The sequence below is a fragment of the Bacteroidota bacterium genome, assembly GCA_016718825.1.
In the GTDB taxonomy this organism is placed as follows: Bacteria; Bacteroidota; Bacteroidia; order J057; family JADKCL01; genus JADKCL01.
Genome location: JADKCL010000048.1, coordinates 1 through 25,698 on the forward strand (window position 1 = coordinate 1; position 25,698 = coordinate 25,698).

The following is a 25,698-nucleotide window of genomic DNA, read 5'->3' on the forward strand; positions in this document are numbered from 1 at the left end:
CGTAGTACCCGAAGCATCGGTCACACGGAAGGTATTCGTCGTCACGCCGACCGGGAAGGTCGCGCCGCTGGCCAAGCCCGCTGTTTGCGTGGTCGTTGCACCGGGACAGTTGTCCGTGCCGACTGGAGCGGTGTAGGTCACGATGGCAGTACATTGTCCGCTCGTCGCATTGACGCTGATATTGGCAGGGCAAGTAATCGCGGGAGCCTGATTGTCAACGACCGTCACGGTGAACGAGCAGGTCGTCGTAGTACCGGATGCGTCGGTCACTGTGAACGTATTGGTGGTTGTTCCCGAAGAGAAGGTCGCGCCGCTGGCCAAGCCCGCTGTTTGCGTCGTGGTTGCACCCGGACAGTTGTCCGTGCCGACTGGCGCGGTATAGGTCACCACGGCATTACATTGTCCGCTGGTGGAGTTGACGCTGATATTCGCAGGGCAAGTGATGGCGGGTGCCTGATTATCAACGACCGTCACCGTGAAGGAGCAAGTCGTTGTAGTACCGGATGCATCCGTCACGCGGAAGGTATTCGTCGTCACGCCGACCGGGAAGGTCGCGCCGCTAGCCAAGCCCGCTGTTTGCGTGGTCGTTGCACCCGGACAGTTGTCCGTGCCGACTGGCGCGGTGTAGGTCACGACGGCATTGCATTGCCCGCTCGTCGCGTTGACGTTGATATTTGCAGGGCAAGTGATGGCGGGTGCTTGGTTGTCAACGACCGTTACCGTGAAGGAGCAAGTCGTCGTAGTACCGGATGCGTCCGTCACGGTAAAGGTATTGGTGGTAGTTCCCGAAGGGAAAGTCGCACCACTGGCCAAGCCCGCCGTCTGAGTCGTAGTTGCACCGGGACAGTTGTCCGTGCCGACTGGCGCGGTGTAGGTCACCACTGCAGTACATTGTCCACTTGTGGCGTTGACGCTGATATTCGCAGGGCAAGTGATTGCTGGAGCTTGGTTGTCAACGACCGTTACCGTGAAGGAGCAGGTCGTCGTAGTACCAGATGCGTCGGTCACCCGGAAGGTATTCGTCGTCACGCCAACCGGGAAGGTCGCGCCGCTGGCCAAGCCTGCTGTTTGCGTGGTCGTTGCACCCGGACAGTTGTCCGTGCCGACCGGCGCGGTGTAGGTCACCACGGCAGTACATTGTCCGCTGGTGGCGTTGACGCTGATATTCGCAGGGCACGTAATCGCGGGAGCCTGATTGTCAACGACCGTCACGGTGAACGAGCAGGTCGTCGTAGTACCGGATGCGTCCGTCACTGTAAAGGTATTGGTGGTAATTCCCGAAGGGAAAGTTGCGCCGCTGGCCAAGCCTGCTGTCTGCGTCGTCGTTGCACCCGGACAATTGTCCGTGCCGACGGGGGCGGTGTAGGTCACCACGGCTGTACATTGTCCGCTCGTAGCGTTGACGCTGATATTCGCAGGGCACGTAATCGCGGGAGCCTGATTGTCAACGACCGTCACGGTGAACGAGCAGGTTGTAGTAGTACCCGAAGCATCCGTCACGCGGAAGGTATTCGTCGTCACGCCGACCGGGAAGGTCGCGCCGCTGGCCAAGCCCGCTGTCTGCGTTGTCGTTGCACCCGTGCAGTTGTCCGTGCCGACTGGCGCGGTGTAGGTCACCACGGCCGTGCATTGGCCGCTAGTGGCATTGACGCTGATATTCACGGGGCACGTGATTGCTGGAGCTTGGTTGTCAACGACCGTTACGGTGAAAGAGCATGTCGTCGTAGTACCCGAAGCATCGGTCACACGGAAGGTATTCGTCGTCACGCCGACCGGGAAGGTCGCGCCGCTGGCCAAGCCCGCTGTTTGCGTGGTCGTTGCACCCGGACAGTTGTCCGTGCCGACTGGCGCGGTATAGGTCACCACGGCATTGCATTGTCCGCTGGTGGCGTTGACGCTGATATTCGCAGGGCACGTGATTGCTGGTGCCTGGTTGTCAATCACAGTAACAGTGAACGAGCAGGTCGTCGTGTTGCCGGAGGCATCGGTGACTGTAAACGTATTGGTGGTAGTTCCCGAAGGGAAAGTCGCGCCGCTAGCCAAGCCCGCTGTTTGCGTCGTCGTTGCACCCGGACAGTTGTCGGTGCCGACTGGCGCGGTGTAGGTCACCACTGCAGTACATTGTCCACTTGTGGCGTTGACGCTGATATTCGCAGGGCATGTGATCGCTGGCGCTTGGTTGTCAACGACCGTTACCGTGAAGGAGCAGGTCGTCGTAGTACCCGAAGCATCTGTCACGCGGAAGGTATTCGTCGTCACGCCGACCGGGAAGGTCGCGCCGCTGGCCAAGCCTGCTGTCTGCGTCGTCGTTGCACCCGGACAGTTGTCTGTGCCGACGGGCGCGGTGTAGGTCACCACGGCATTGCATTGTCCGCTCGTCGCATTGACGCTGATATTCGCAGGGCATGTAATCGCTGGCGCTTGGTTGTCAACGACCGTTACCGTGAAGGAGCAGGTCGAAGTAGTACCCGAAGCATCCGTCACACGGAAGGTATTCGTCGTCACGCCAACCGGGAAAGTTGCGCCGCTGGCCAAACCCGCTGTTTGCGTCGTCGTGGCACCCGGACAGTTGTCCGTGCCGACTGGCGCGGTAAAGGTCACCACGGCATTGCATTGTCCGCTCGTCGCATTGACGCTGATATTTGCAGGGCAAGTGATGGCGGGCGCCTGGTTGTCAACCACGGTCACCGTGAAGGAGCAGGTCGTCGTAGTGCCGAAGGCGTCCGTCACTGTGAACGTATTGGTGGTTGTTCCCGAAGGGAAGGTCGCACCGCTGGCCAAGCCTGCTGTTTGCGTCGTCGTTGCACCTGGACAGTTGTCCGTGCCGACCGGCGCGGTGTAGGTCACCACGGCCGTGCATTGTCCGCTGGTCGCGTTGACGCTGATGTTCGCAGGGCAAGTGATGGCGGGTGCCTGGTTGTCAACGACCGTTACCGTGAAGGAGCAGGTCGTTGTAGTACCGGATGCATCGGTCACACGGAAGGTATTGGTCGTCACGCCAACCGGGAACGTCGCGCCGCTGGCCAAGCCTGCTGTTTGCGTCGTCGTTGCACCCGGACAATTGTCCGTGCCGACTGGCGCGGTGTAGGTCACCAGTGCATTGCATTGTCCTGTGGTTGCGTTGACGCTGATATTGGCGGGGCACGTAATCGCGGGAGCCTGATTATCAACGACCGTCACTGTGAAGGAGCAGGTCGTCGTGTTGCCGGACGCGTCCGTCACTGTAAATGTATTGGTGGTAGTTCCCGAAGGGAAGGTCGCGCCGCTGGCCAAGCCTGCTGTTTGCGTCGTCGTTGCACCCGGACAGTTGTCCGTGCCGACTGGCGCGGTGTAGGTCACCACGGCAGTACATTGCCCGCTGGTTGCGTTGACGCTGATATTCGCAGGACATGTAATCGCTGGCGCTTGGTTGTCAACGACCGTCACCGTGAAGGAGCAGGTCGTCGTGTTGCCGGATGCGTCCGTCACGGTAAAGGTATTGGTGGTAATTCCCGAAGGGAAAGTCGCGCCGCTGGCCAAGCCTGCTGTTTGCGTCGTCGTTGAACCCGGACAGTTGTCGGTGCCGACCGGTGCGGTATAGGTCACCACGGCAGTACATTGTCCGCTGGTTGCGTTGACGCTGATATTCGCAGGACATGTAATCGCTGGCGCTTGGTTGTCAACGACCGTCACCGTGAAGGAGCAGGTCGTCGTGTTGCCGGATGCGTCCGTCACTGTAAATGTATTGGTGGTAGTTCCTGAAGGGAACGTCGCGCCGCTGGCCAAGCCTGCTGTTTGCGTCGTCGTTGAACCCGGACAGTTGTCGGTGCCGACCGGTGCGGTATAGGTCACCACGGCAGTACATTGTCCGCTGGTTGCGTTGACGCTGATATTCGCAGGGCAACTGATGGCTGGTGCCTGATTGTCAACGACCGTCACTGTGAACAAGCAGGTTGTCGTGTTGCCGGATGCGTCCGTCACTGTAAATGTATTGGTGGTAGTTCCCGAAGGGAACGTCGCACCACTGGCCAAGCCCGCCGTCGGTGTCGTCGTTGCACCCGGACAGTTGTCCGTGCCGACCGGCGCGGTGTAGGTCACCACTGCAGTACATTGTCCACTTGCGGCGTTGACGCTGATATTCGCAGGACACGTGATTGCTGGTGCCTGGTTGTCAACGACCGTCACGGTGAACGAGCAGGTCGTCGTAGTTCCCGATGCATCCGTCACACGGAAGGTATTGGTCGTCACGCCAACCGGGAATGTCGCGCCACTCGCCAAGCCCGCTGTCTGCGTCGTCGTTGCACCCGAACAGTTGTCCGTGCCGACTGGCGCGGTGTAGGTCACCACGGCATTGCATTGTCCGCTGGTGGCGTTGACGCTGATATTTGCAGGGCAAGTGATGGCGGGTGCCTGATTGTCAATAACGGTTACCAAGAAGGAGCAGGTCGTAGTAGTACCGGAAGCATCCGTCACGCGGAAGATATTCGTCGTCACGCCGACGGGGAAGGTTGCTCCACTAGCAAGGCCTGCGATCTGCGTCGTCGTTGCTCCCGGACAGTTGTCAGTGCCGACTGGCGCGGTGTAGGTCGCCAAGGCAGTACATTGCCCGCTGGTGGCGTTGAGGCTGATATTTGCAGGGCAAGTGATGGCCGGAGCCTGGTTGTCAACGACCGTCACTGTGAACGAGCAGGTCGTCGTGTTGCCGGATGCGTCTGTCACGGTAAAGGTATTGGTGGTAGTTCCCGAAGGGAATGTCGCGCCGCTGGCCAAGCCTGCTGTCTGCGTCGTCGTTGCACCCGGACAATTGTCTGTGCCGACTGGAGCGGTGTAGGTCACCACCGCCATGCACTGTCCGCTGGTTGCGTTGACGCTGATATTCGCAGGACATGTAATCGCAGGTACTTGGTTGTCAACGACCGTCACTGTGAAGGAGCAAGTCGTCGTGGTACCTGAAGCATCGGTCACACGGAAGGTATTCGTCGTCACGCCGACCGGGAAGGTCGCACCGCTGGTCAAGCCTGCTGTTTGCGTCGTCGTTGCACCCGGACAGTTGTCCGTGCCGACTGGCGTGGTATAGGTCACCACGGCATTGCATTGTCCGCTTGTGGCGTTGACGCTGATATTCGCAGGGCAAGTGATGGCCGGAGCTTGATTATCAACGACCGTTACCGTGAAGGAGCAGGTCGTCGTAGTACCGGATGCGTCCGTCACACGGAAGGTATTCGTCGTCACGCCAACCGGGAATGTCGCGCCGCTGGCCATGCCCGCTGTCTGCGTTGTCGTTGCACCTGGACAGTTGTCCGTGCCGACAGGCGCGGTGTAGGTCACCACGGCAGTACATTGCCCGCTGGTTGCGTTGATACTGATATTCGCAGGGCACGTGATCGCAGGTGCTTGGTTGTCAACGACCGTCACGGTGAACGAGCAGGTCGTCGTAGTACCCGAAGCATCCGTCACGCGGAAGGTATTGGTCGTAACGCCAACCGGGAAAGTTGCGCCGCTGGCCAAGCCTGTTGTTTGCGTTGTCGTTGCACCCGCACAGTTGTCCGTGCCGACCGGCGCGGTATAGGTCACGACTGCGTTGCATTGGCCGCTCGTCGCATTGACGCTGATATTCGCAGGGCACGTGATCACAGGTGCCTGATTATCAACGACCGTAACGGCGAAGGAGCAGGTCGTCGTATTGCCGGATGCGTCCGTCACTGTAAAGGTATTGGTGGTAATTCCCGAAGGGAAAGTCGCACCACTGGCCAAGCCTGCTGTTTGCGTCGTCGTTGCTCCCGAACAGTTGTCCGTACCGACTGGCGCGGTGTAGGTCACGACGGCAGTACATTGTCCGCTGGTGGCGTTGACGCTGATATTCGCAGGACATGTAATCGCTGGCGCTTGGTTGTCAACGACCGTCACGGTGAACGAGCAGGTCGTTGTAGTACCGGATGCATCGGTCACACGGAAGGTATTGGTGGTAGTTCCCGAAGGGAAAGTCGCTCCGCTGGCCAAGCCCGCAGTCTGCGTCGTCGTTGCACCCAGGCAGTTGTCCGTGCCGACCGGCGCGGTGTAGGTCACCACGGCAGTACATTGTCCGCTTGTGGCGTTGACGCTGACATTCGCAGGGCATGTAATCGCTGGCGCTTGGTTGTCAACGACCGTCACCGTGAAGGAGCAGGTCGTCGTGTTGCCGGATGCGTCCGTCACTGTAAAGGTATTGGTGGTACTTCCCGAAGGGAAAGTTGCACCGCTGGCCAAGCCCGCTGTTTGCGTGGTCGTTGCACCGGGACAGTTGTCCGTGCCGACCGGCGCGGTGTAGGTCACCACGGCATTGCATTGTCCGCTGGTGGCGTTGACGCTGATATTCGCGGGGCACGTGATTGCTGGAGCCTGATTGTCGACGACCGTAACCGTGAAGGAGCAAGTCGTCGTGTTGCCGGATGCGTCGGTGACAGTAAATGTATTCGTCGTCACGCCGACTGGGAAGGTCGCTCCGCTGGCCAAGCCTGCTGTTTGCATCGTCGCTGCACCTGGACAGTTGTCCGTACCGACTGGCGCGGTGTAGGTCACGACGGCGTTGCATTGGCCGCTCGTCGCGTTGACGCTGATGTTCGCGGGGCATGTGATCGCGGGTCCTTGGTTGTCAACGACCGTTACCGTGAAGGAGCAGGTTGTAGTAGTACCCGAAGCATCCGTCACGCGGAAGGTATTGGTCGTCACGCCGACCGGGAAGGTCGCGCCGCTGGCCAAGCCTGCTGTTTGCGTCGTCGTTGCACCCGGACAGTTGTCCGTGCCGACTGGCGCGGTGTAGGTCACCACGGCATTGCATTGTCCGCTGGTGGCGTTGACGCTGATATTCGCGGGGCAAGTGATTGCTGGAGCCTGATTGTCGACGACCGTAACCGTGAAGGAGCAAGTCGTCGTGTTGCCGGATGCGTCGGTGACAGTAAATGTATTCGTCGTCACGCCGACTGGAAGGTCGCTCCGCTGGCCAAGCCTGCTGTTTGCATCGTCGCTGCACCTGACAGTTGTCCGTACCGACTGGCGCGGTGTAGGTCACGACGGCGTTGCATTGGCCGCTGTCGCGTTGACGCTGATGTTCGCGGGGCAGTGTCGCGGGTCCTTGGTTGTCAACGACCGTTACCGTGAAGGAGCAGGTTGTAGTAGTACCCGAAGCATCCGTCACGCGGAAGGTATTGGTCGTCACGCCGACCGGGAAGGTCGCGCCGCTGGCCAAGCCTGCTGTTTGCGTCGTCGTTGCACCCGGACAGTTGTCCGTGCCGACTGGCGCGGTGTAGGTCACGACGGCATTGCATTGCCCGCTGGTGGCGTTGACGCTGATATTCGCAGGACATGTAATCGCTGGCGCTTGGTTGTCAACGACCGTTACCGTGAAGGAGCAGGTCGTTGTAGTACCGGATGCATCGGTCACCGTGAACGTATTGGTGGTGGTTCCCGAAGGGAACGTCGCGCCGCTGGCCAAGCCTGCTGTTTGCGTCGTCGTTGCACCCGGACAGTTGTCCGTGCCGACAGGCGGGGTGTAGGTCACCACGGCCGTGCATTGTCCGCTGGTGGCATTGACGCTGATGTTCGCGGGGCAGGTGATCACTGGTGCCTGGTTGTCAACGACGGTTACCGTAAAGGAACACGTTGTCGTAGTACCAGAGGCATCCGTCACACGGAAGGTATTGGTCGTCACGCCGACCGGAAAAGTCGCGCCGCTGGCCAAGCCTGCAGTTTGCGTTGTCGTCGCACCGGGACAGTTGTCCGTGCCGACTGGCGCGGTGTAGGTCACGACGGCGTTGCATTGGCCGCTCGTCGCGTTGACGCTGATATTCGCAGGGCAAGTGATGGCGGGTGCCTGATTATCAACGACCGTCACGGTGAACGAGCAGGTCGTCGTAGTACCCGAAGCATCCGTCACGCGGAAGGTATTCGTCGTCACGCCAACCGGGAAGGTCGCGCCGCTGGCCAAGCCTGCTGTTTGCGTCGTCGTTGCACCCGGACAGTTGTCCGTGCCGACTGGCGTGGTATAGGTCACCACGGCATTGCATTGTCCGCTTGTGGCGTTGACGCTGATATTCGCAGGGCAAGTGATGGCCGGAGCCTGATTATCAACGACCGTTACCGTGAAGGAGCAGGTCGTCGTAGTACCGGATGCGTCCGTCACGGTAAAGGTATTGGTGGTAGTTCCCGAAGGGAAAGTTGCGCCGCTGGCCAAGCCCGCTGTCTGCGTTGTCGTTGCACCCGGACAGTTGTCCGTGCCGACTGGCGCGGTGTAGGTCACCACGGCCGTGCATTGTCCGTTCGTCGCGTTGACGCTGATATTCGCAGGACATGTAATCGCTGGCGCTTGGTTGTCAACGACCGTCACCGTGAAGGAGCAAGTCGTGGTAGTACCAGAAGCATCCGTCACGCGGAACGTATTCGTCGTCACGCCAACCGGGAAGGTCGCGCCGCTGGCCAAGCCTGCTGTCTGCGTCGTCGTTGCACCCGGACAGTTGTCCGTGCCGACGGGCGCGGTGTAGGTCACCACGGCAGTACATTGTCCGCTGGTGGCGTTGACGCTGATATTCGCAGGGCAAGTGATGGCCGGAGCCTGATTATCAACGACCGTTACCGTGAAGGAGCAAGTCGTTGTAGTACCAGAAGCATCCGTCACGCGGAAGGTATTCGTCGTCACGCCAACCGGGAAGGTCGCGCCGCTTGCAAGGCCTACGATCTGCGTCGTCGTTGCACCCGGACAGTTGTCCGTGCCGACTGGCGCGGTGTATGTCACCACGGCAGTACATTGCCCACTGGTGGCGTTGACGCTGATATTCGCAGGGCATATAATCGCTGGTGCTTGATTGTCAATGACGGTTACCGTGAAGGAGCAAGTCGTCGTGTTGCCGGATGCGTCCGTCACGGTAAAGGTATTGGTGGTAATTCCCGAAGGGAAGGTCGCGCCGCTAGCCAAGCCCGCTGTTTGCGTTGTCGTTGCACCCGGACAGTTGTCCGTGCCGACCGGTGCTGTGTAAGTCACGATGGCACTGCATAGTCCGCTGGTGGCGTTGACGCTGATATTCGCAGGACAAGTGATGGCCGGTGCCTGATTGTCAACGACCGTCACTGTGAACGAGCAGGTTGTCGTGTTGCCGGATGCGTCCGTCACTGTAAATGTATTCGTGGTAGTTCCCGAAGGGAAGGTCGCGCCGCTGGCCAAGCCCGCTGTCTGCGTCGTCGTTGCACCAATACAGTTGTCCGTGCCGACTGGCGCGGTATAGGTCACCACGGCATTGCATTGTCCGCTGGTGGCGTTGACGCTGATGTTTGCGGGACATGTGATCGCGGGTGCCTGATTGTCAACGACCGTCACCGTGAAGGAGCAAGTCGTTGTAGTACCGAGCATCCGTCACGGAAGGTATGTGTCACGCCACGGGAAGGTCGCGCTGGCGCGCTGCTGCGTCGCGTGCACCGACGTTGTCCGTGCCGATCGGCGCGGTGTAGGTCACCAGTGCATTGCATTGTCCTGTGGTTGCGTTGACGCTGATATTCGCAGGGCAAGTGATCGCGGGAGCCTGATTGTCAACCACTGTTACCGTGAAGGAGCAGGTTGCAGTATTTCCAGCCAAATCCGTCGCACGGAAAGTATTCGTCGTCACGCCGACCGGGAAAGTCGCCCCGCTGGCTAAGCCTCCAGACTGCACAACGACTGGCGAAGCTGTACAATTGTCAATCGAAGTCGGGGCTGTATAGCTAGCAACCGCATTGCAAGATCCTGGGGCTACATTCAAGGTGATATTCGAAGGACAACCCGGAACAGCCAAACATGCCTGGAGATTATTTACATAAACGTTTTTGGGCGTCCCGGCACCGACATTCGAATTGAAAACACGAATCCTGCTGATGACCTGATTGCCACCCCCAGGATTCAAAGTTGAAACCAATGTTTGGTTGGCGCCATTCACTTTTCGCGTCAATTTGATACTGACTTGCGTAGCTGAAATTGCCGTCAGAGATATGGCCAAACCCTCATCCGTGAACGCGATACCTGTAAAATTTGTTGTCCCGCTGGCATCCAACAATTGATAGGTCGTTTGTCCTCCAAGAAACCGGACTTCGCTCAAAATCTGTCCCGCCGAATTCATCACTTGGAACCCAGTCGTTTGACCGTTGTCAATGAATCCATTGTCATACTCGACATTCAACGTGCTTCCGACTGCGAATGATCCCGAAATGTTGCGAATGGCTTCGGTATTCTGCCCCGAATTGGCATACATACCCAAAGCTCTTCCGGAACTATTGATATCCCCATCAGCATTCGTATCCGTTCCAGCTCCATTCGCAGTGGATGTCGCAACAAAGAAGCCTGCTTGACTGGTGTTTCCTGTGGATGCATTCAAAGTCCATGCTCCAAAGCCGGCACCATCGTTGTCTCCAGTCTGCCAACCGTCATTGTAAGCAGTTGCCGCGGCATTGCTCGAATTGCAATTAGCAGTAACCAATACAGGATTTTCAGCATCCACAACTGTTACCGTGAATGAACATGTTGCGGTATTGCCGCTTCCATCGGTCACGCGGAAGGTATTGGTAGTCACACCAACAGGAAATGTACCGCCGCTTGGCAATCCAACAAGTTGAATCGTCAACGGAGCAGGGCAATTGTCCGTCCCGACAGGTGCGGTATAATTCACCACCGCTGCGCAAGTACCGCTCGTTGCGTTGACGCTGATATTGCTTGGACATGTGATCGAAGGCAAAATCAAGTCCGTGGAAATTTGCACATCATCAAAGGAGGTAGGACAAGGGGAATTGGTAATCGTCCAACGTAAAACATAAACTTGACCTGCTACACCGGTAAATGTCGATGTCGGCGAAGTTGGGGTCGCAACCGATCCACCGGCACCGCTCAAGATGCTCCAAGAACCCGTTCCTACCGTCGGTGAATTGGCAGCCAAAGTCGCTGTGATTCCGCAGATATTTTGATCCGGACCAGCATTGGCGATGGTTGGACTTGGCGTAAGTGTTATCTGTACATCATCAAAAGTTGGCGCACAAGGGGAATTGGTAATGGTCCATCGGAGGGTATAGACCGTTCCAGCAACACCTGTGAAGGCGGAGGTTGCGGAGGAAGGGGTCGTAACGGATCCGCCGGCACCGCTTACAATGCTCCAAGTCCCTGCACCAACTGAAGGCGCATTGCCGGCCAAAACTGCGGCGTTTCCACATACAATTTGGTCCGGACCTGCGTTGGAGACGGATGGATTCCCAACAAATGCAATCACCACGTCGTCAATTGTGGAGGCTACGCAAGGCGAATTTGAGACGGTCCATTTCAAGGTATAGGTTGTTCCCGAGACCCCTGAAAAGGCCGAAGTTGGAGAAGTCGGCGTGGTAATCGTTCCACCCGCACCACTCAAGATGCTCCAAACACCGGTTCCAAAAACTGGAGTGATCGCGGCCAAGTTGGTCGAAGTCGCACACAGGCTTTGGTCTGGACCAGCATTGGCAAGGGATGGGTTTGCAGCTAAGGTAATCACCACATCATCGGTCGAAGCTGCACAAGGTGCATTCGCAATCGTCCAGCGGAGGGTGTATACTGTTCCCGCCACACCTGTAAATGCTGAAGTTGGCGATGTCGGGGTGGTCACCGTTCCACCAACACCCGAGACAATGCTCCAGCTTCCGACGCCAACAGTCGGTGTATTTGCAGCCAGAGTCACGGATGTTCCGCAAATGTTTTGATTCGGTCCTGCATTAGAGATTGTCGTTGCAGGCGTCACCGTGATCGTGCCCGTCGTCGTTGCCGGCGGACAGCCGCCTGTGGTCGTAACTGTGTAGGTAAACGAGCCGCTCGCCGTAGGCGTGCCGCTGATGGTCACCACATTCGCAGCCCAAGAACCTGTCACGCCTGCTGGCAAGCCGGTCACCGTTGCGCCTGTGGCGCCAGTCGTTGCCAAGGGTAATCGTGGTCAAAGGTGAATTAATACAGACCGTTCGGTTGATGCCCACAGCAACGGTATTCAACGGGGTCACCGTGATGGTACCCGTCGTCGTTGCCGGAGGACAGCCGCCTGTCGTGGTAACGGTATAAGTGAATGTACCGCTCGCAGTTGGTGTGCCGCTGATCGTCACCACGATCCCTGACCAAGATCCTGTTACACCTGCTGGCAAGCCGGTCACCGTAGCGCCCGTGGCTCCGGTTGTTGCCAAGGTGATGCTGGTCAAAGCCGAATTGATACAAACCGTTCAGTTGACGCCCGCAGCAACGGTATTCAACGGCGTAACCGTGATTGTGCCCGTCGTCGTTGCTGGCGGACAGCCGCCTGTCGTCGTAACTGTATAGGTAAATGTGCCACTAGCAGTTGGTGTGCCGTTGATGGTCAACACATTCGCAGTCCAAGAACCTGTCACGCCTGCTGGTAAGCCAGTGACCGTAGCGCCCGTTGCTCCGGTGGTTGCCAAGGTGATGCTGGTCAACGGCGAATTGATACAGACCGTTTGATTCGTTCCCGGAGCAACGGTATTCAAAGGCGTCACCGTGATGGTGCCTGTCGTCGTTGCCGGCGGACAGCCGCCTGTCGTGGTAACTGTATAGGTGAATGTACCGCTAGCAGTTGGTGTGCCGCTGATCGTCACCACATTCGCAGCCCAAGAACCTGTTACACCTGCTGGCAAGCCGGTCACCGTCGCGCCCGTTGCTCCGGTGGTTGCCAACGTGATGCTGGTCAAAGCCGAATTGATACAAACCGTTTGATTCGTTCCCGCAGCCACAGTATTCAAAGGGGTAACCGTGATCGTGCCTGTCGTCGTTGCCGGAGGACAGCCGCCTGTGGTCGTAACTGTGTAGTTAAACGAGCCGCTCGCAGTTGGTGTGCCGCTGATGGTCACCACATTCGCAGCCCAAGATCCCGTCACACCTGCTGGTAAGCCGGTCACCGTAGCGCCCGTGGCTCCGGTGGTTGCCAAGGTGATGCTGGTCAAGGGCGAATTGATACAGACCGTTTGATTCGTTCCCGCAGCAACGGTATTCAAAGGGGTCACCGTGATCGTGCCCGTCGTCGTTGCCGGCGGACAGCCGCCTGTGGTCGTCACTGTATATGTGAATGTGCCGCTCGCAGTTGGCGTACCGCTGATCGTCACCACATTCGCAGCCCAAGATCCTGTTACACCTGCTGGCAAGCCGGTCACCGTCGCGCCCGTTGCTCCGGTGGTTGCCAAGGTGATGCTGGTCAGAGCCGAATTGATACAAACCGTTTGATTCGTTCCCGTGGCAACGGTATTCAACGGTGTCACCGTGATCGTGCCCGTCGTCGTTGCCGGAGGACAGCCGCCTGTGGTCGTAACTGTGTAGGTGAATGTACCGCTCGCAGTTGGTGTGCCGCTGATCGTCACCACATTCGCAGCCCAAGAACCGGTCACACCTGCTGGGAGGCCGGTCACCGTTGCACCTGTCGCGCCTGTCGTTCCAAGGGTAATCGTAGTAATCGGCGAATTGATACAAACCGTTTGATTGGTTCCTGCAGCAACAGTATTCAAAGGGGTCACCGTGATCGTGCCCGTCGTCGTTGCCGGAGGACAGCCGCCTGTCGTGGTAACTGTATAGGTGAACGTACCGCTCGCAGTTGGTGTGCCGCTGATGGTCACCGTGTTCGCAGCCCAAGAACCTGTCACACCTGCTGGCAAGCCAGTCACCGTAGCGCCCGTGGCTCCGGTGGTTGCCAAGGTGATGCTGGTCAAAGCCGAATTGATACAGACCGTTCGGTTGATGCCCGCAGCAACGGTATTCAACGGTGTCACCGTGATCGTGCCCGTCGTCGTTGCCGGCGGACAGCCGCCTGTGGTCGTAACTGTGTAGGTGAATGTGCCGCTCGCAGTTGGCGTGCCGCTGATCGTCACCACATTCCCTGCCCAAGATCCTGTTACACCTGCTGGCAAGCCGGTCACCGTTGCGCCTGTAGCTCCGGTGGTTGCCAAGGTGATGCTGGTCAAAGCCGAATTGATACAGACCGTTCGGTTGGTTCCCGCAGCAACGGTATTCAAAGGGGTCACCGTGATGGTGCCTGTCGTCGTTGCCGGAGGACAGCCGCCTATGGTCGTCACTGTATAAGTGAATGTACCGCTCGCAGTTGGCGTGCCGCTGATCGTCACCACATTCGCAGACCAAGTACCCGTCACACCAGCTGGCAAGCCGGTGATAGTTGCTCCCGTGGCTCCGGTGGTTGCCAAGGTGATGCTGGTCAAAGGCGAATTGATACAAACCGTTTGGTTCGTGCCCGCAGCAACGGTATTCAACGGCGTCACCGTGATGGTGCCCGTCGTCGTTGCCGGCGGACAGCCGCCTGTTGTCGTCACTGTGTAGGTGAATGTGCCGCTCGCAGTTGGCGTGCCGCTGATGGTCACCAAATTCGCAGCCCAAGAACCCGTTACACCTGCTGGCAAGCCGGTCACCGTAGCGCCCGTTGCACCAGTGGTTGCCAAGGTGATGCTGGTCAAAGCTGAATTGATACAAACCGTTTGGTTTGTACCCGGAGCAACCGTATTCAAAGGGGTGACCGTGATCGTACCCGTCGTCGTTGCCGGAGGACAGCCGCCTGTCGTGGTAACTGTATAGGTGAATGTACCGCTCGCTGTTGGTGTGCCGCTGATCGTCACCACATTCGAAGCCCAAGAACCTGTTACACCTGCTGGCAAGCCGGTCACCGTAGCGCCCGTGGCTCCGGTGGTTGCCAAGGTGATGCTGGTCAATGGCGAATTGATACAAACCGTTTGATTGACACCCGCAGCAACGGTATTCAACGGCGTCACCGTGATCGTGCCCGTCGTCGTTGCCGGAGGACAGCCGCCTGTGGTCGTAACTGTATATGTGAATGTGCCGCTCGCAGTTGGTGTGCCGCTGATCGTCACCACATTCGCAGCCCAAGATCCTGTTACACCTGCTGGCAAGCCGGTCACCGTTGCGCCGGTGGCGCCGGTGGTTGCCAAGGTGATGCTGGTCAAAGGTGAATTGATACAGACCGTTTGGTTGATGCCCGCAGCAACGGTATTCAACGGCGTCACCGTGATCGTGCCCGTCGTCGTTGCCGGCGGGCAGCCGCCTGTGGTTGTAACTGTGTAGGTAAATGTGCCGCTCGCAGTTGGCGTGCCGCTGATCGTCACCAAGTTCCCTGCCCAAGATCCTGTTACACCTGCTGGCAAGCCGGTCACCGTTGCGCCCGTGGCTCCGGTGGTTGCCAAGGTGATGCTGGTCAAAGGCGAATTGATACAAACCGTTCGGTTGATGCCCGCAGCAACGGTATTCAAAGGCGTCACCGTGATCGTGCCCGTCGTCGTTGCCGGAGGACAGCCGCCTGTCGTGGTAACTGTATAGGTGAATGAGCCGCTCGCAGTTGGTGTGCCGCTGATGGTCACCACATTCGCAGCCCAAGATCCTGTCACACCTGCTGGTAAGCCGGTCACCGTAGCGCCTGTGGCTCCGGTCGTTGCCAAGCGTGATACTGGTCAATGGTGAATTGATACAAACCGTTTGGTTGATGCCTGCAGCAACGGTATTCAAAGGCGACCCGCAGCAACGGTATTCAAAGGAGTGACCGTGATCGTGCCCGTCGTCGTTGCCGGAGGACAGCCGCCTGTCGTGGTAACTGTATATGTGAATGTACCACTCGCAGTCGGCGTGCCGCTGATGGTCACCGTGTTCGCAGCCCAGGAACCTGTTACACCTGCTGGCAAGCCGGTCACCGTTGCGCCCATGGCGCCGGTGGTTGCCAAGGGTGATGCTGGTCAAAGCCGAATTGATACAAACCGTTTGATTGGTTCCCGCAGCAACGGTATTCAAAGGGGTGACCGTGATCGTGCCCGTCGTCGTTGCCGGCGGACAGCCGCCCGTAGTCGTCACCGTATATGTGAACGTGCCGCTCGCAGTCGGTGTGCCGCTGATGGTCACCACGTTTCCCGCCCAAGAACCCGTTACACCTGCTGGCAAGCCGGTCACCGTAGCGCCCGTGGCGCCGGTGGTTGCCAAGGTGATGCTGGTCAACGGTGAATTAATACAAACCGTTCGATTGATGCCCGCAGCAACAGTATTCAACGGTGTCACCGTGATCGTGCCTGTCGTCGTTGCCGGCGGACAGCCGCCTGTGGTGGTAACTGTATAGGTGAATGTGCCGCTTGCAGTCGGTGTGCCGCTGATGGTCACCACGTTTGCTGCCCAAGAACCTGTTACACCTGCTGGTAAGCCGGTCACCGTAGCGCCGGTTGCGCCAGTGGTTGCCAACGTAATGCTGGTCAAAGCCGAATTGATACAAACCGTTTGATTGACACCCGCAGCAACAGTATTCAACGGCGTCACCGTGATCGGGCCCGTCGTCGTTGCCCAAGGACAGCCGCCTGTGGTCGTGACTGTATAGGTGAATGTACCGCTCGCAGTTGGCGTGCCGCTGATGGTCACCACGTTTCGCCGCCCAAGATCCTGTCACGCCTGCTGGCAAGCCGGTCACCGTAGCGCCGGTGGCGCCGGTGGTTGCCAAGGTGATGCTGGTCAATGGTGAATTGATACAAACCGTTTGATTCGTTCCCGCAGCAACGGTATTCAAAGGAGTGACCGTGATCGTGCCTGTCGTCGTTGCAGGCGGACAGCCGCCTGTAGTCGTGACTGTGTAGGTGAATGTGCCGCTTGCAGTTGGCGTGCCGCTGATGGTCACCACATTCGCAGCCCAACAACCCGTCACGCCCGCTGGTAACCGGTGACCGTTGCGCCTGTCGCTCCGGTGGTTGCCAACGTGATGCTGGTCAAAGCCGAATTGATACAAACCGTTCGGTTGATGCCCACAGCGACAGTATTCAAAGGTGTCACCGTGATCGTGCCCGTCGTCGTGGCCGGCGGACAGCCGCCTGTCGTGGTAACTGTATAGGTGAATGTACCACTCGCAGTTGGTGTGCCGCTGATCGTCACCACATTCCCAGCCCAAGAACCTGTCACACCTGCTGGCAAGCCGGTCACCGTTGCGCCAGTGGCGCCGGTCGTTGCCAAGGTGATGCTGGTCAGAGCCGAATTGATACAAACCGTTCGGTTGATGCCCGCAGCAACGGTATTCAGCGGTGTCACGGTGATCGTGCCCGTCGTCGTTGCCGGCGGACAGCCGCCTGTGGTCGTCACTGTATATGTGAACGTACCGCTCGCAGTTGGTGTGCCGCTGATGGTCACCACGTTCCCCGCCCAAGATCCCGTTACACCTGCTGGTAAGCCGGTCACCGTTGCGCCAGTGGCGCCGGTCGCTGCAAGCGTAATACTGGTCAATGGTGAATTAATACAAACCGTTCGGTTGATGCCCGCAGAAACCGTATTCAACGGATTGACCGTGACCGTTGTCGCAGCGCAAGTCGTCGTATTACACTGACCTTCGTAGCGTACAAAATAAGTCGTGGTGGATGTCGGCGCGACGGTACCGCTACCAATAGGCTGTGTCGTCAAAGAGATATAGTCAATCTCCATGTTTACCGCGGCGTTACTTGCCCAGTCAAATCGCCATCCTAGTATGTTTCCTCCCGAAACGTATTGGGGATCAGAATACATGTCAATGGTCAACAGTTGCCACGCTCCGCCTCCGACCAAAACTCCGGAAGCCGATTCGCCGCCCACCGCAAAATTGTGCGCCCGTTGTAGAAAAAGATCTCTGCAGTACCCGGCGTACCAGAAAGCACCCGATATCGAATATTCACGTAGCGGAAAATATTGGGATCAAAAGAACCCAAACCCGCCATGTCGATCATCGGGTCGTTGGTTTGTGAAGTGACATTCAAGATGCCCGCAATCACCGAGTTGACGGTCGTGCTTGGCGCACCATAAGGTTGTGTCACCCAATCCTGCGTGAATGGACCGCAGGCGGAAGGACCATACCAAGTCGCGACCGCACCCGTTCCAAGAGAACCCTCCGGTTGCTGTCAAGGTCGTCGATGATCCAACGCAAATGCTTGTGGTTCCTGAAATTCCTGTAGGCGGTGTCGAAAGCGTATTGACCGTCACGGTGATCGAGGCACAACCCGTCGTATTGCAGGTGCCTGCATATCTTACAAAATAGGTGGTCGTGACCGCAGGTGAAACGGTTATCGAATTTCCTGTGCCTGCCGAAGTTCCACCACAAGAGCCTGAAAACCATTGGGCAACCGCCCCATCTCCCGGCGAACCTCCCACCAAGGTGAGCGTTGTGCTACTGCCTGCACATACGGCATTGTTTCCGGAAATGCTCGTCGGTGCGACCGAGGAGCTCTGAATGTGATGACAACGTCGTCACTCGAAGCGGTACATGGTGCATTGTAAATTGTCCAGCGCAGCGTATAAAGCAGCCTGAGCCGCCCCCATAATAGCCGCCGCCACCACCAGTTCCATATCCTGCTACGGTGTTTGAGCCACCTTGGCCGAGTGAACCATTTTGGTTACCTGTACAAGATCCATGGCCCGTCGGTCCAGCTGTACCTCCAGCAACTTGTGTACCGCCAGCACCAGTATATTGACAGTCCGAACAAGAAAAGACGCATCCGCTCATGCCGATCAAGCCGCCACCATGCCCGCCTTCAGCGGTATTGGTACCGCAGTTGCTTCCAGTACCGCCACCACCACCCGCGACCATGATACGATTTCCAAGGCCAGCACCACCCTGACGGATGCGTCGCGCCGCCGCCGCTCCCGCAGCCAATATTTGCGCCAGCATTTCCGCCACCATTAAATCCGCCAGTGGTTTCAGTCCCTGCACCCCAACATAGATTTGAAGCACTTCGCCAGGTACGACAGGATGTGTTGATTGAACCCTTCCCCCACAGCCTAAGGCACCATAACCAGCGGCACCATAAGCATCGACCGTGATGGAAGTAACTCCAGAGGGCACAGTAAATGTCTGCACGCCCCCAGTAAAGTTAAATGTTTGATTTCCAGGTCCGCCACCAGTCGTCGAAGCCTCCGCGTAATACGTTGTCGTTCCGCCAGGACTCACAGAAAAGTTGGCGCCGCTTGCCGAGCTGCCGATCGATGCGCCACCTGATGCCACAGTGTACCATTGAATGGTATTACCCGCAGAAGTTGCGTTCAACTGAGAAGTTCCGCCGACGCAAATCGTTGTTGGGGAGGCGGAAACGGGACTTGGGGCTGCAGGCAAAGGCGTAACAGGCACAGAAACCGTTGCACAGGCGGTATTGGAACAACCTGTACCTGCGCCAGGTTCATACCTTACAAAATAATTCGTAGTTGCTGTTGGAGCAGTAATGGTCACTGCTGCTGAGGTTGTATTGTCTCCAGCTGTAACCGAACCAACCAGTGTCCCACCGCAGGAGCCACTGTAAAATGCCACGGTTCCGTTTTTGCTGATCGCCGTTGGAATGTGGCTGTCAGGGTAATCGTCGGGGGCGCAGCATTGGCGCAATAATTGGATGCGGATGTTGTAAGGCCAGTAGGAGCTTCATTCCATCGGTTCACGATCAAAATGGTGCCCGACGTCACGGCCGCACAGCCTGCATTGCTCACGCGGTACCGGATGCGGTCCGCATTGCCATCGCTGTTGGAGGTCTTTTTGGGAAAACAACATGTCCCTGAACTTGTGCCGGTGAGCCAGTTGTTGTTCCAGACACCGTTGTTGCTGCCCCAATCCCAGGTAACGGTTCCCGTTTGCCCTGATACCGTCACGGTGTGACAAAATTTCCCCTGGATCGCAAAAATTGATCGGCCCAGGGTTGGAAACGGAACCTAAAGTGGATGCCGGTGCCGCAACAACCGAAATGGCAGCCGAAAACCCAGCGTAAACCACAGACCCATCCGAGTTGAAACGAATGGTAATCGGTCCAGAAATGGAAGTAACGGTTGGCAACGCTGGCGAACCGCTCGTCGGCCCAAAAAGGATGGGGCCACCTGTTCCGACGCCATCATAAATGGTAACAAAGTCAAAACTACCCTCAGTCACAAACTGGGAAAAAGTGAGCCTGATACTCTGGCAGGCGCTCGGCGGATAAATCACCGTATAACCATCCACGCTGTTGGAATAGTTTCCGGTACCTGCGTGGTCGCAAATGTTGCCTGAACTTGCTGTGATGCTGTTGTTGCCTGTGGCTGGCACGACGTAGTTGCAGGTAGGTCCCGGCAAGCTTACCAGCGTGATCGTCACGTTAGTGCAGGTCGTATTCGTACTGCAATAATATTGGTTCATTACAGAATACAAGTTACCCCCGGGTGAGGCAAATTGTACCGAAGCCGCCACTCCTCCACATGCAGGACCATTGTCGTCATTGTAGGCAACAAATGTGCAACCCGTGGTATAGATGGAAAGCTGCGTATCATAAGCAGCACCACAAGTGGAAATGCGGTACACTGCGCCAGCGACCGTATTGAAAATCGTCGAGCGCTCTCCTCCGAATTGACAAGTCGTAATTGTACCCGTTTGCCCCACCGTCCAACCTGCCACGTTGATACTCGCGTAGTCAGTTGCCGCGCAAGAACATTGCGCTTGCAGCTTAGCAGGGATCAATCCCAAAACAGGCAAAAATACCATTAACCAAAACAGCCGACGTACCTTAGCCATTTCCACGACCCCACTGGTGAGATGAACCTTCATAAGTTCTGAATTTGTTTGTGTGCTTACTGCTTGTCTGATGTATTCCCAACAACCTTGTACTCCTGCGGCTTGCCCAGAATAAAGTCCTTTTTATCCTGCGGCATTCGGTCAAATTCCTCCTGCGGTATTTGTTTTACCTGAATGGATTTCGAATCGTCCACCATTTTCTTGTAGGCTTCAGGATTGGCTTTGATCCAAGCTTCCTTCCTTCGCTGATAGTCTGCGATGTCTTCGCTGGGATTGCCGTTGTCCATGAACTTTGGAAAGCCAGCGGGAACTTCTTTGACTTCACCCGCTTGATAGGAATGCTTGGAGGATCCCCAACCTTTCGTAGGCTCATTGATATTTTGCGCCGAAACGGTATGAATCGCGGCGAGGAAAATGATCAAGGGAACAACGCGAAAAACGACAATACGAAGGTGCAAGATTTCTCCTAGAACATTTTCCAAACCTCTCATATTCAAACATTTATTTACAAAGAAACAACGACAACCAAAGGCTGCATCCACGACACATTCACATAGTTTGGGCCCCTCCACTGGGAAAATCACACTTACGGGTGCTGTAAAGATAGTTTTCAAAACGACACATATCCACATGCTGTGAAGATTCTATCCAAATATTTTCAGACCAAGTGCTCGACCCTGAAAACCAATAGGCCCGTTTCCACATTCATCTACCCACACATTGCAAAAGGGCGGCAACCAAGGTTGCCGCCCTTTCAAAGACAATATCTTATCCGCACTTATTGAAGCACAAACCTGATCACTGCCTGATGCGTCTTGTTGCGACGGTAGGTGGTGACTTTCATCAAGTATGGGCCCGCAGCAAGATCGTTCAAGTCAAAGGCTGCCACGTCCATCAAGTGGGCCATGTTGTACACCTTGACTTTCTGACCCACGACATCCCAGATTTCAATGTCGATCGGCCAATCGATCGGGCTCAAGGTGCGCAGGTTGACGATGCCCATGCTCGGATTTGGATAAAGTGTCAAACCGGTCAAATCCTCAATGGTCTCAGCCACTCCAACCGGGCTATAGAAAATCGAATCGCTCAAACCGAAGCATCCCGTAGAGTCGGCGACGCCTACGTGGTACCAACCCGCAACCGATACCGGGAAGGTCTGACTATTTGCGCCTGGCAACTGGAATCCATTTACAAACCACTGATAGCCAGCATAAGGCTGCGTTGTGGTCAAAATTCCGCTGTTGAGCACAATCGTCGGATTGGGCGAAGTCGCATAGGCCACCGTTACCGGCGTACTTGTTGCCGAGCATCCAAAGCCATTCCATACGGTCACTTGATATGTGCCGGGCTGGGTGATGTTGGACATCTGTGTGGTATCGCCATTGCTCCAGAGATAGTCAAAGTAACCTTGTCCTGCATCCAAAGCAATGCTGCCACTGTCGCAGATGTAGGCATTTGGGCCAGGGAAGATGACCGGCAAAGGATCATTGAATGGAATGATGGAAATATTGACCGAGTCGCTCGTAGCGCAGCCATTTACATCCATTGCAGACAAGCTCACCGGACCAGGTACGCCTCCGACGATGATCGTCTGCGTGGTAGCGCCAGTGCTCCATTGATAACCTGTGAGTCCAGCATCGCCGACCAAAACCACCGAGTCACTGCTGCAATACGTCAATGGTCCAGAAGCCGTAATGATGTCGTAATCCACCAAGTAGGTTCCCAACATCACCGTATCGGTGTCTTGGCAGCCCTGAGCAGTCCAAACCGTACATGCATACATCCCGGGATTGCTCATCATCACCGTAGCACTTGCACTGCCGTTGCTCCAGAGATAGGCAGCATAATTGGTCGGCGCGGTGAACAGCAACGGAATACCGGGGCAAGTTGTCGTATCTGGACCGAGGTCCAATACAGGGTTGATACCCAACTGAAGCGTTGCTGTTGCATTTGCAGCACAACCCATGCTGTCTACCACGGTTACCGAATAGGTTCCGGCAACCACACCATTAATGCTGTCAACAAAGACGCCATTGCTCCATAGGAAGCTGTAAGCTGCGCAGCTTTGTCCGCCCGTGACGATGGCTTGAAGGTCACCTGTTGCCTCACCCTGACAGACCAGCGTATCACCTACGATCGTTACTGCCAGCGGCGCCGGCGCAGTAATCACAATCGTATCCACGGCAACTTGGTTGCGTGCATCGGTGACCGTAACGAAATAGATACCTGCAGCAAGGCCGGTCAGGCTATCTGAAGTTGCGCCGGTACTCCAAGCAAATTGATAGGGCTCGCAACCGCCGGAGACGGTTGTATTGGCAAAGCCATTGGCATCGCCAGCGCAGTTTAAGTGGTAGCCACAACCTTGCAGCTGACTGCTTGCTGTCACTACCAGCGGATCCGGAATCACCGTGACCGTAAAGGCACACGAGATGGTGTTTCCGCTTGTATCCACGACCGTATAGGTGACCGTTGTGCTTCCATCAGGGAATGTGGAGCCCGAGGTATGCGTTCCCGAGGTGGTCACACCACTGCAATTGTCAAGGCCGACCGGCACAACCCAAGTTGCAACAGCACCGCAAATGGAGCTGTCGGCTGCAAGGCTGATATTGGCTGGGCAGACGATGCTTGGCAAAATCGTATCTCGCACCATCACCGTTGCTTGGCATGTGTCGCTGTTTCCATTGACATCAACCACCGTCAACACAACGCCGTTTGCGCCTAGATCCGCACAATCAAATGCGGTAATGTCCAGCGTCAAAGTGGCGATGCCGCAAGCATCCGTAGAGCCATGATCGACATCTCCTGGCAGCAAGGTTCCGGTTCCGTTGGCGCCCAAATAGACCGTTGCGGCCTGACAAAGTGCTACGGGATCCACCGTATCCTCGACCAATACCATTGCCGAGCAAGTACTGGAATTGCCATTGACATCGGTTGCAGTGAGGATCACAACGTTGTTGCCAACCATGCCACAGCTGAAGCTGCTCAGGTTCAGACTCAAACCGGCAATGCCGCAAGCGTCTGTACTTCCATTGTTCACGCTTGCCGCTGTAATGCCACCATTGCCGTTTGGATCAAGCTGAACCGTGACATTCTGGCAAACCGCAACCGGCGCAACGTTGTCCTGCACCGTGATTTGTGTGGTGCAAGAACCGGTATTGCCGTTCACGTCGGTCACGGTCATGATTTCGGTATTGACACCGACATCGCCGCAGCCAAAGCTGTTCTGCGACAAAAAGAAGCTCAACATTTGCAATCCGCAGGCATCGCTGGAACCGTTGTTGATCGAGGCTGGCGCAATGATGCCGACACCGACAGTATTCAACTGTACCGTAGCATTCTGGCAAATGGCCGTTGGTGCCACTGTATCCTGAACGGTGATGGTCGTCACACAAGTACTGGAGTTGCCGTTGACGTCGGTCACAGTCAATACCTCGGAATTGGCGCCCACTTCGGCACAGACAAACGTAGTTTGTGTCAAGCTCAGGGTCTGGATTCCGCAAGCATCACTGGAGCCGTTGTTCACCGCAGCTGCGGTCGTGGTGCCAGTTCCCGTATTGTTCAATTGAACGGTGATATTCTGGCAAATGGCATTCGGAGCGATTGTATCCAAGACCGTGATGATGGTGGAGCAGGTGCTGGAGTTGCCATTGACGTCGGTCACGGTCAAAATCTCTGTATTCGCACCGACCTCCGCGCAGACAAAAGCCGTTTGGCTTAGCGTCAGCGTTGCAATCGCACAGTTGTCGTTCGAGCCATTGTTGACTGAAGCTGCCGTTGTCGCGCCTGTGCCTGTGTTGTTCAGGTGCACCGTCACATTCTGGCAAATGGCATTCGGAGCGATCGTGTCTTCTACCGTCACCGTTCCGGAGCATGTACTGGAATTGCCATTCACGTCGGTGACCGTCAAGATGACGGTGTTGCCGCTGACGTTGGCGCAGGTGAATGCAGTTGTGTTCAAGGCAAGGCTGGCAACACCGCAGGCATCCGTCGAACCGTTGTTGACTTGTGCCGCCGTGATCGTTGCATTGCCGGTCACATCCAATTGTACCGTGATGTTCTGGCAAATGGCAGTCGGAGCAACATTGTCTTCAACTGTGATCGTGGTGGTACATGTTGTCGAATTCCCATTTACATCCGTCACCGTCAGCACCTCGGAATTGGCACCAACCTCAGCACATACAAAAGCGGATTGGCTCAGGCTCAGGGTTTGAATTCCGCAAGCATCGCTCGAACCATTGTTGACCAGCGCTGCCGTGGTTGCACCGTTGCCGGTGATGTCAAGCTGAACGGTAACGTTCTGGCAGATCGCCACCGGCGCAACATTGTCCTCCACCGTGATAACCGTAGTGCAGGTTGCCGAATTCCCATTCACATCCGTCACGGTCAACACTTCAGTATTCGCGCCGACTTCTGCGCAAACAAAAGCAGTCTGACTCAAAACGAGCGATTGAATTCCGCAGGCGTCGTTGGAGCCGTTGTCTACTGCAGTTGCAGTTGTCGCGCCATTGCCCGTATTGTCCAACTGTACCGTCACATTCTGGCAAAGCACAACCGGAGGAATGGTGTCAAGCACGGTCACAACCGCCGAGCAAGTGCTGGAATTGCCATTCACGTCGGTTACCGTCAGCACCACTGTATTCGCATTCACGTTGGCGCAGGTAAATGCGGTGTTGTTGATCGCCAAGCTTGCAATACCGCAAGCATCGGTCGAACCGTTGTTGACTTGGGATGCTGTGATCGCAGCATTCCCCGTCACATCCAATTGCACCGTCAAGTTCTGGCAAATCGCAACCGGAGCGACATTGTCCTCGACCGTGATGGTGGTGGTGCATGTCGTCGAATTGCCATTCACATCCGTTACCGTCAAGACTTCGGTATTGGCCCGACCTCGGCGCAAACGAAGTTCGTTTGGCTCAGGATCAAGGATTGAATTCCGCAGGCATCACTTGAGCCGTTGTTGACAGCCGCGGCCGTAGTCGCGCCAGTTCCCGTATTGTTCAATTGCACGGTTACATTCTGGCAAACTGCCACGGGAGCAACGTTGTCCTCCACCGTGACCGTTGTGGTACAGGTGCTGGAGTTACCATTCACATCCGTGACGGTGAGCACTTCCGTATTGGCGCCGACCTCCGCGCAAACAAATGCGGTCTGACTCAATGACAACCCTGCAATTGCGCAGTTGTCGCTA

General features: G+C 56.7%; 15 protein-coding genes and 13 pseudogenes. 2 read left to right on the forward strand and 26 right to left on the reverse strand.

Annotation, left to right across the window (positions count from 1 at the left end; translation table 11 throughout):
- The 18 genes and pseudogenes from IPN95_27670 to IPN95_27755 form a co-directional block, all read right to left on the reverse strand.
- On the reverse strand, positions 1 to 321 hold a 321-nt coding region (locus tag IPN95_27670; protein ID MBK9453128.1), incomplete at its 3' end, for an HYR domain-containing protein.
- 144 nt (positions 322 to 465) lie between these two features.
- Positions 466 to 813 (reverse strand): annotated as a pseudogene (locus tag IPN95_27675) (HYR domain-containing protein).
- 144 nt (positions 814 to 957) lie between these two features.
- Positions 958 to 1,305 (reverse strand): annotated as a pseudogene (locus IPN95_27680) (HYR domain-containing protein).
- 144 nt (positions 1,306 to 1,449) lie between these two features.
- Positions 1,450 to 1,797: pseudogene (locus tag IPN95_27685) on the reverse strand (HYR domain-containing protein).
- A gap of 144 nt (positions 1,798 to 1,941) precedes the next feature.
- A pseudogene (locus IPN95_27690) lies at positions 1,942 to 2,289 on the reverse strand (HYR domain-containing protein).
- A gap of 144 nt (positions 2,290 to 2,433) precedes the next feature.
- Positions 2,434 to 2,781, reverse strand: a pseudogene (locus tag IPN95_27695) (HYR domain-containing protein).
- Positions 2,782 to 2,925: 144 nt separating this feature from the next.
- Positions 2,926 to 3,273, reverse strand: a pseudogene (locus IPN95_27700) (HYR domain-containing protein).
- Positions 3,274 to 3,417: 144 nt separating this feature from the next.
- Positions 3,418 to 3,765 (reverse strand): annotated as a pseudogene (locus tag IPN95_27705) (HYR domain-containing protein).
- Between the two features lie 144 nt (positions 3,766 to 3,909).
- A pseudogene (locus IPN95_27710) lies at positions 3,910 to 4,257 on the reverse strand (HYR domain-containing protein).
- A 144-nt stretch (positions 4,258 to 4,401) separates the two neighbouring features.
- A pseudogene (locus tag IPN95_27715) lies at positions 4,402 to 4,749 on the reverse strand (HYR domain-containing protein).
- A 144-nt stretch (positions 4,750 to 4,893) separates the two neighbouring features.
- A pseudogene (locus IPN95_27720) lies at positions 4,894 to 5,241 on the reverse strand (HYR domain-containing protein).
- 144 nt (positions 5,242 to 5,385) lie between these two features.
- Positions 5,386 to 5,733, reverse strand: a pseudogene (locus tag IPN95_27725) (HYR domain-containing protein).
- Positions 5,734 to 5,877: 144 nt separating this feature from the next.
- A pseudogene (locus IPN95_27730) lies at positions 5,878 to 6,225 on the reverse strand (HYR domain-containing protein).
- A 144-nt stretch (positions 6,226 to 6,369) separates the two neighbouring features.
- A pseudogene (locus IPN95_27735) lies at positions 6,370 to 6,717 on the reverse strand (HYR domain-containing protein).
- Positions 6,611 to 9,358: an HYR domain-containing protein gene (locus tag IPN95_27740; protein MBK9453129.1), complete on the reverse strand. Its 2,748-nt coding sequence runs from the start codon at positions 9,356 to 9,358 to the stop codon at positions 6,611 to 6,613. The pseudogene IPN95_27735 and the gene IPN95_27740 overlap by 107 nt, the downstream one beginning before the upstream one ends.
- Before the next feature lie 19 nt (positions 9,359 to 9,377).
- Positions 9,378 to 11,909, reverse strand: coding sequence for an HYR domain-containing protein (locus tag IPN95_27745; GenBank protein MBK9453130.1), 2,532 nt, complete (start codon positions 11,907 to 11,909; stop codon positions 9,378 to 9,380).
- Between the two features lie 289 nt (positions 11,910 to 12,198).
- Positions 12,199 to 15,438: a hypothetical protein gene (locus IPN95_27750; protein MBK9453131.1), complete on the reverse strand. Its 3,240-nt coding sequence runs from the start codon at positions 15,436 to 15,438 to the stop codon at positions 12,199 to 12,201.
- Positions 15,439 to 15,501: 63 nt separating this feature from the next.
- Complete coding sequence (locus IPN95_27755) at positions 15,502 to 15,717, reverse strand: hypothetical protein (protein MBK9453132.1); 216 nt, start codon at positions 15,715 to 15,717, stop codon at positions 15,502 to 15,504.
- Between the two features lie 41 nt (positions 15,718 to 15,758).
- Between IPN95_27755 and IPN95_27760 the strand changes: the two genes are divergently transcribed.
- Positions 15,759 to 16,103, forward strand: a complete 345-nt coding sequence (locus IPN95_27760; protein ID MBK9453133.1) for a hypothetical protein — start codon at positions 15,759 to 15,761, stop codon at positions 16,101 to 16,103.
- On the opposite strand, the gene IPN95_27765 is transcribed toward IPN95_27760, so the two are convergent.
- The 3 genes from IPN95_27765 to IPN95_27775 are packed head-to-tail and all read right to left on the reverse strand — an operon-like array spanning position 15,993 to position 17,805.
- Positions 15,993 to 16,676, reverse strand: a complete 684-nt coding sequence (locus IPN95_27765; protein ID MBK9453134.1) for a hypothetical protein — start codon at positions 16,674 to 16,676, stop codon at positions 15,993 to 15,995. The two genes, IPN95_27760 and IPN95_27765, sit on opposite strands and share 111 nt — an antisense overlap.
- A complete protein-coding gene (locus tag IPN95_27770; GenBank protein ID MBK9453135.1) occupies positions 16,673 to 17,521 on the reverse strand; it encodes a hypothetical protein in 849 nt (282 codons plus the stop codon). The genes IPN95_27765 and IPN95_27770 overlap by 4 nt, the downstream gene beginning before the upstream one ends.
- A gap of 8 nt (positions 17,522 to 17,529) precedes the next feature.
- Positions 17,530 to 17,805: a hypothetical protein gene (locus IPN95_27775; protein MBK9453136.1), complete on the reverse strand. Its 276-nt coding sequence runs from the start codon at positions 17,803 to 17,805 to the stop codon at positions 17,530 to 17,532.
- Between the two features lie 14 nt (positions 17,806 to 17,819).
- Here IPN95_27775 and IPN95_27780 point away from each other — a divergent pair, with 14 nt between their 5' ends.
- Complete coding sequence (locus tag IPN95_27780) at positions 17,820 to 18,026, forward strand: hypothetical protein (protein ID MBK9453137.1); 207 nt, start codon at positions 17,820 to 17,822, stop codon at positions 18,024 to 18,026.
- A 129-nt stretch (positions 18,027 to 18,155) separates the two neighbouring features.
- Here IPN95_27780 and IPN95_27785 read toward each other — a convergent pair whose 3' ends face one another.
- The 5 genes from IPN95_27785 to IPN95_27805 all read right to left on the reverse strand — a co-directional run bounded on the left by IPN95_27785 (position 18,156) and on the right by IPN95_27805 (position 25,667).
- On the reverse strand, positions 18,156 to 19,361 hold the full coding sequence (locus IPN95_27785; protein MBK9453138.1) for a hypothetical protein: 1,206 nt from the start codon (positions 19,359 to 19,361) through the stop codon (positions 18,156 to 18,158).
- Between the two features lie 36 nt (positions 19,362 to 19,397).
- Complete coding sequence (locus tag IPN95_27790; protein MBK9453139.1) at positions 19,398 to 20,543, reverse strand: CUB domain-containing protein; 1,146 nt, start codon at positions 20,541 to 20,543, stop codon at positions 19,398 to 19,400.
- Between the two features lie 23 nt (positions 20,544 to 20,566).
- On the reverse strand, positions 20,567 to 21,001 hold the full coding sequence (locus tag IPN95_27795; protein MBK9453140.1) for a hypothetical protein: 435 nt from the start codon (positions 20,999 to 21,001) through the stop codon (positions 20,567 to 20,569).
- Between the two features lie 287 nt (positions 21,002 to 21,288).
- Entirely contained in the window at positions 21,289 to 25,407 is a 4,119-nt protein-coding gene (locus tag IPN95_27800; protein ID MBK9453141.1) for an HYR domain-containing protein, read from the reverse strand.
- Positions 25,374 to 25,667, reverse strand: a complete 294-nt coding sequence (locus tag IPN95_27805; GenBank protein ID MBK9453142.1) for a hypothetical protein — start codon at positions 25,665 to 25,667, stop codon at positions 25,374 to 25,376. The genes IPN95_27800 and IPN95_27805 overlap by 34 nt, the downstream gene beginning before the upstream one ends.
- Positions 25,668 to 25,698 lie beyond the last annotated feature (31 nt).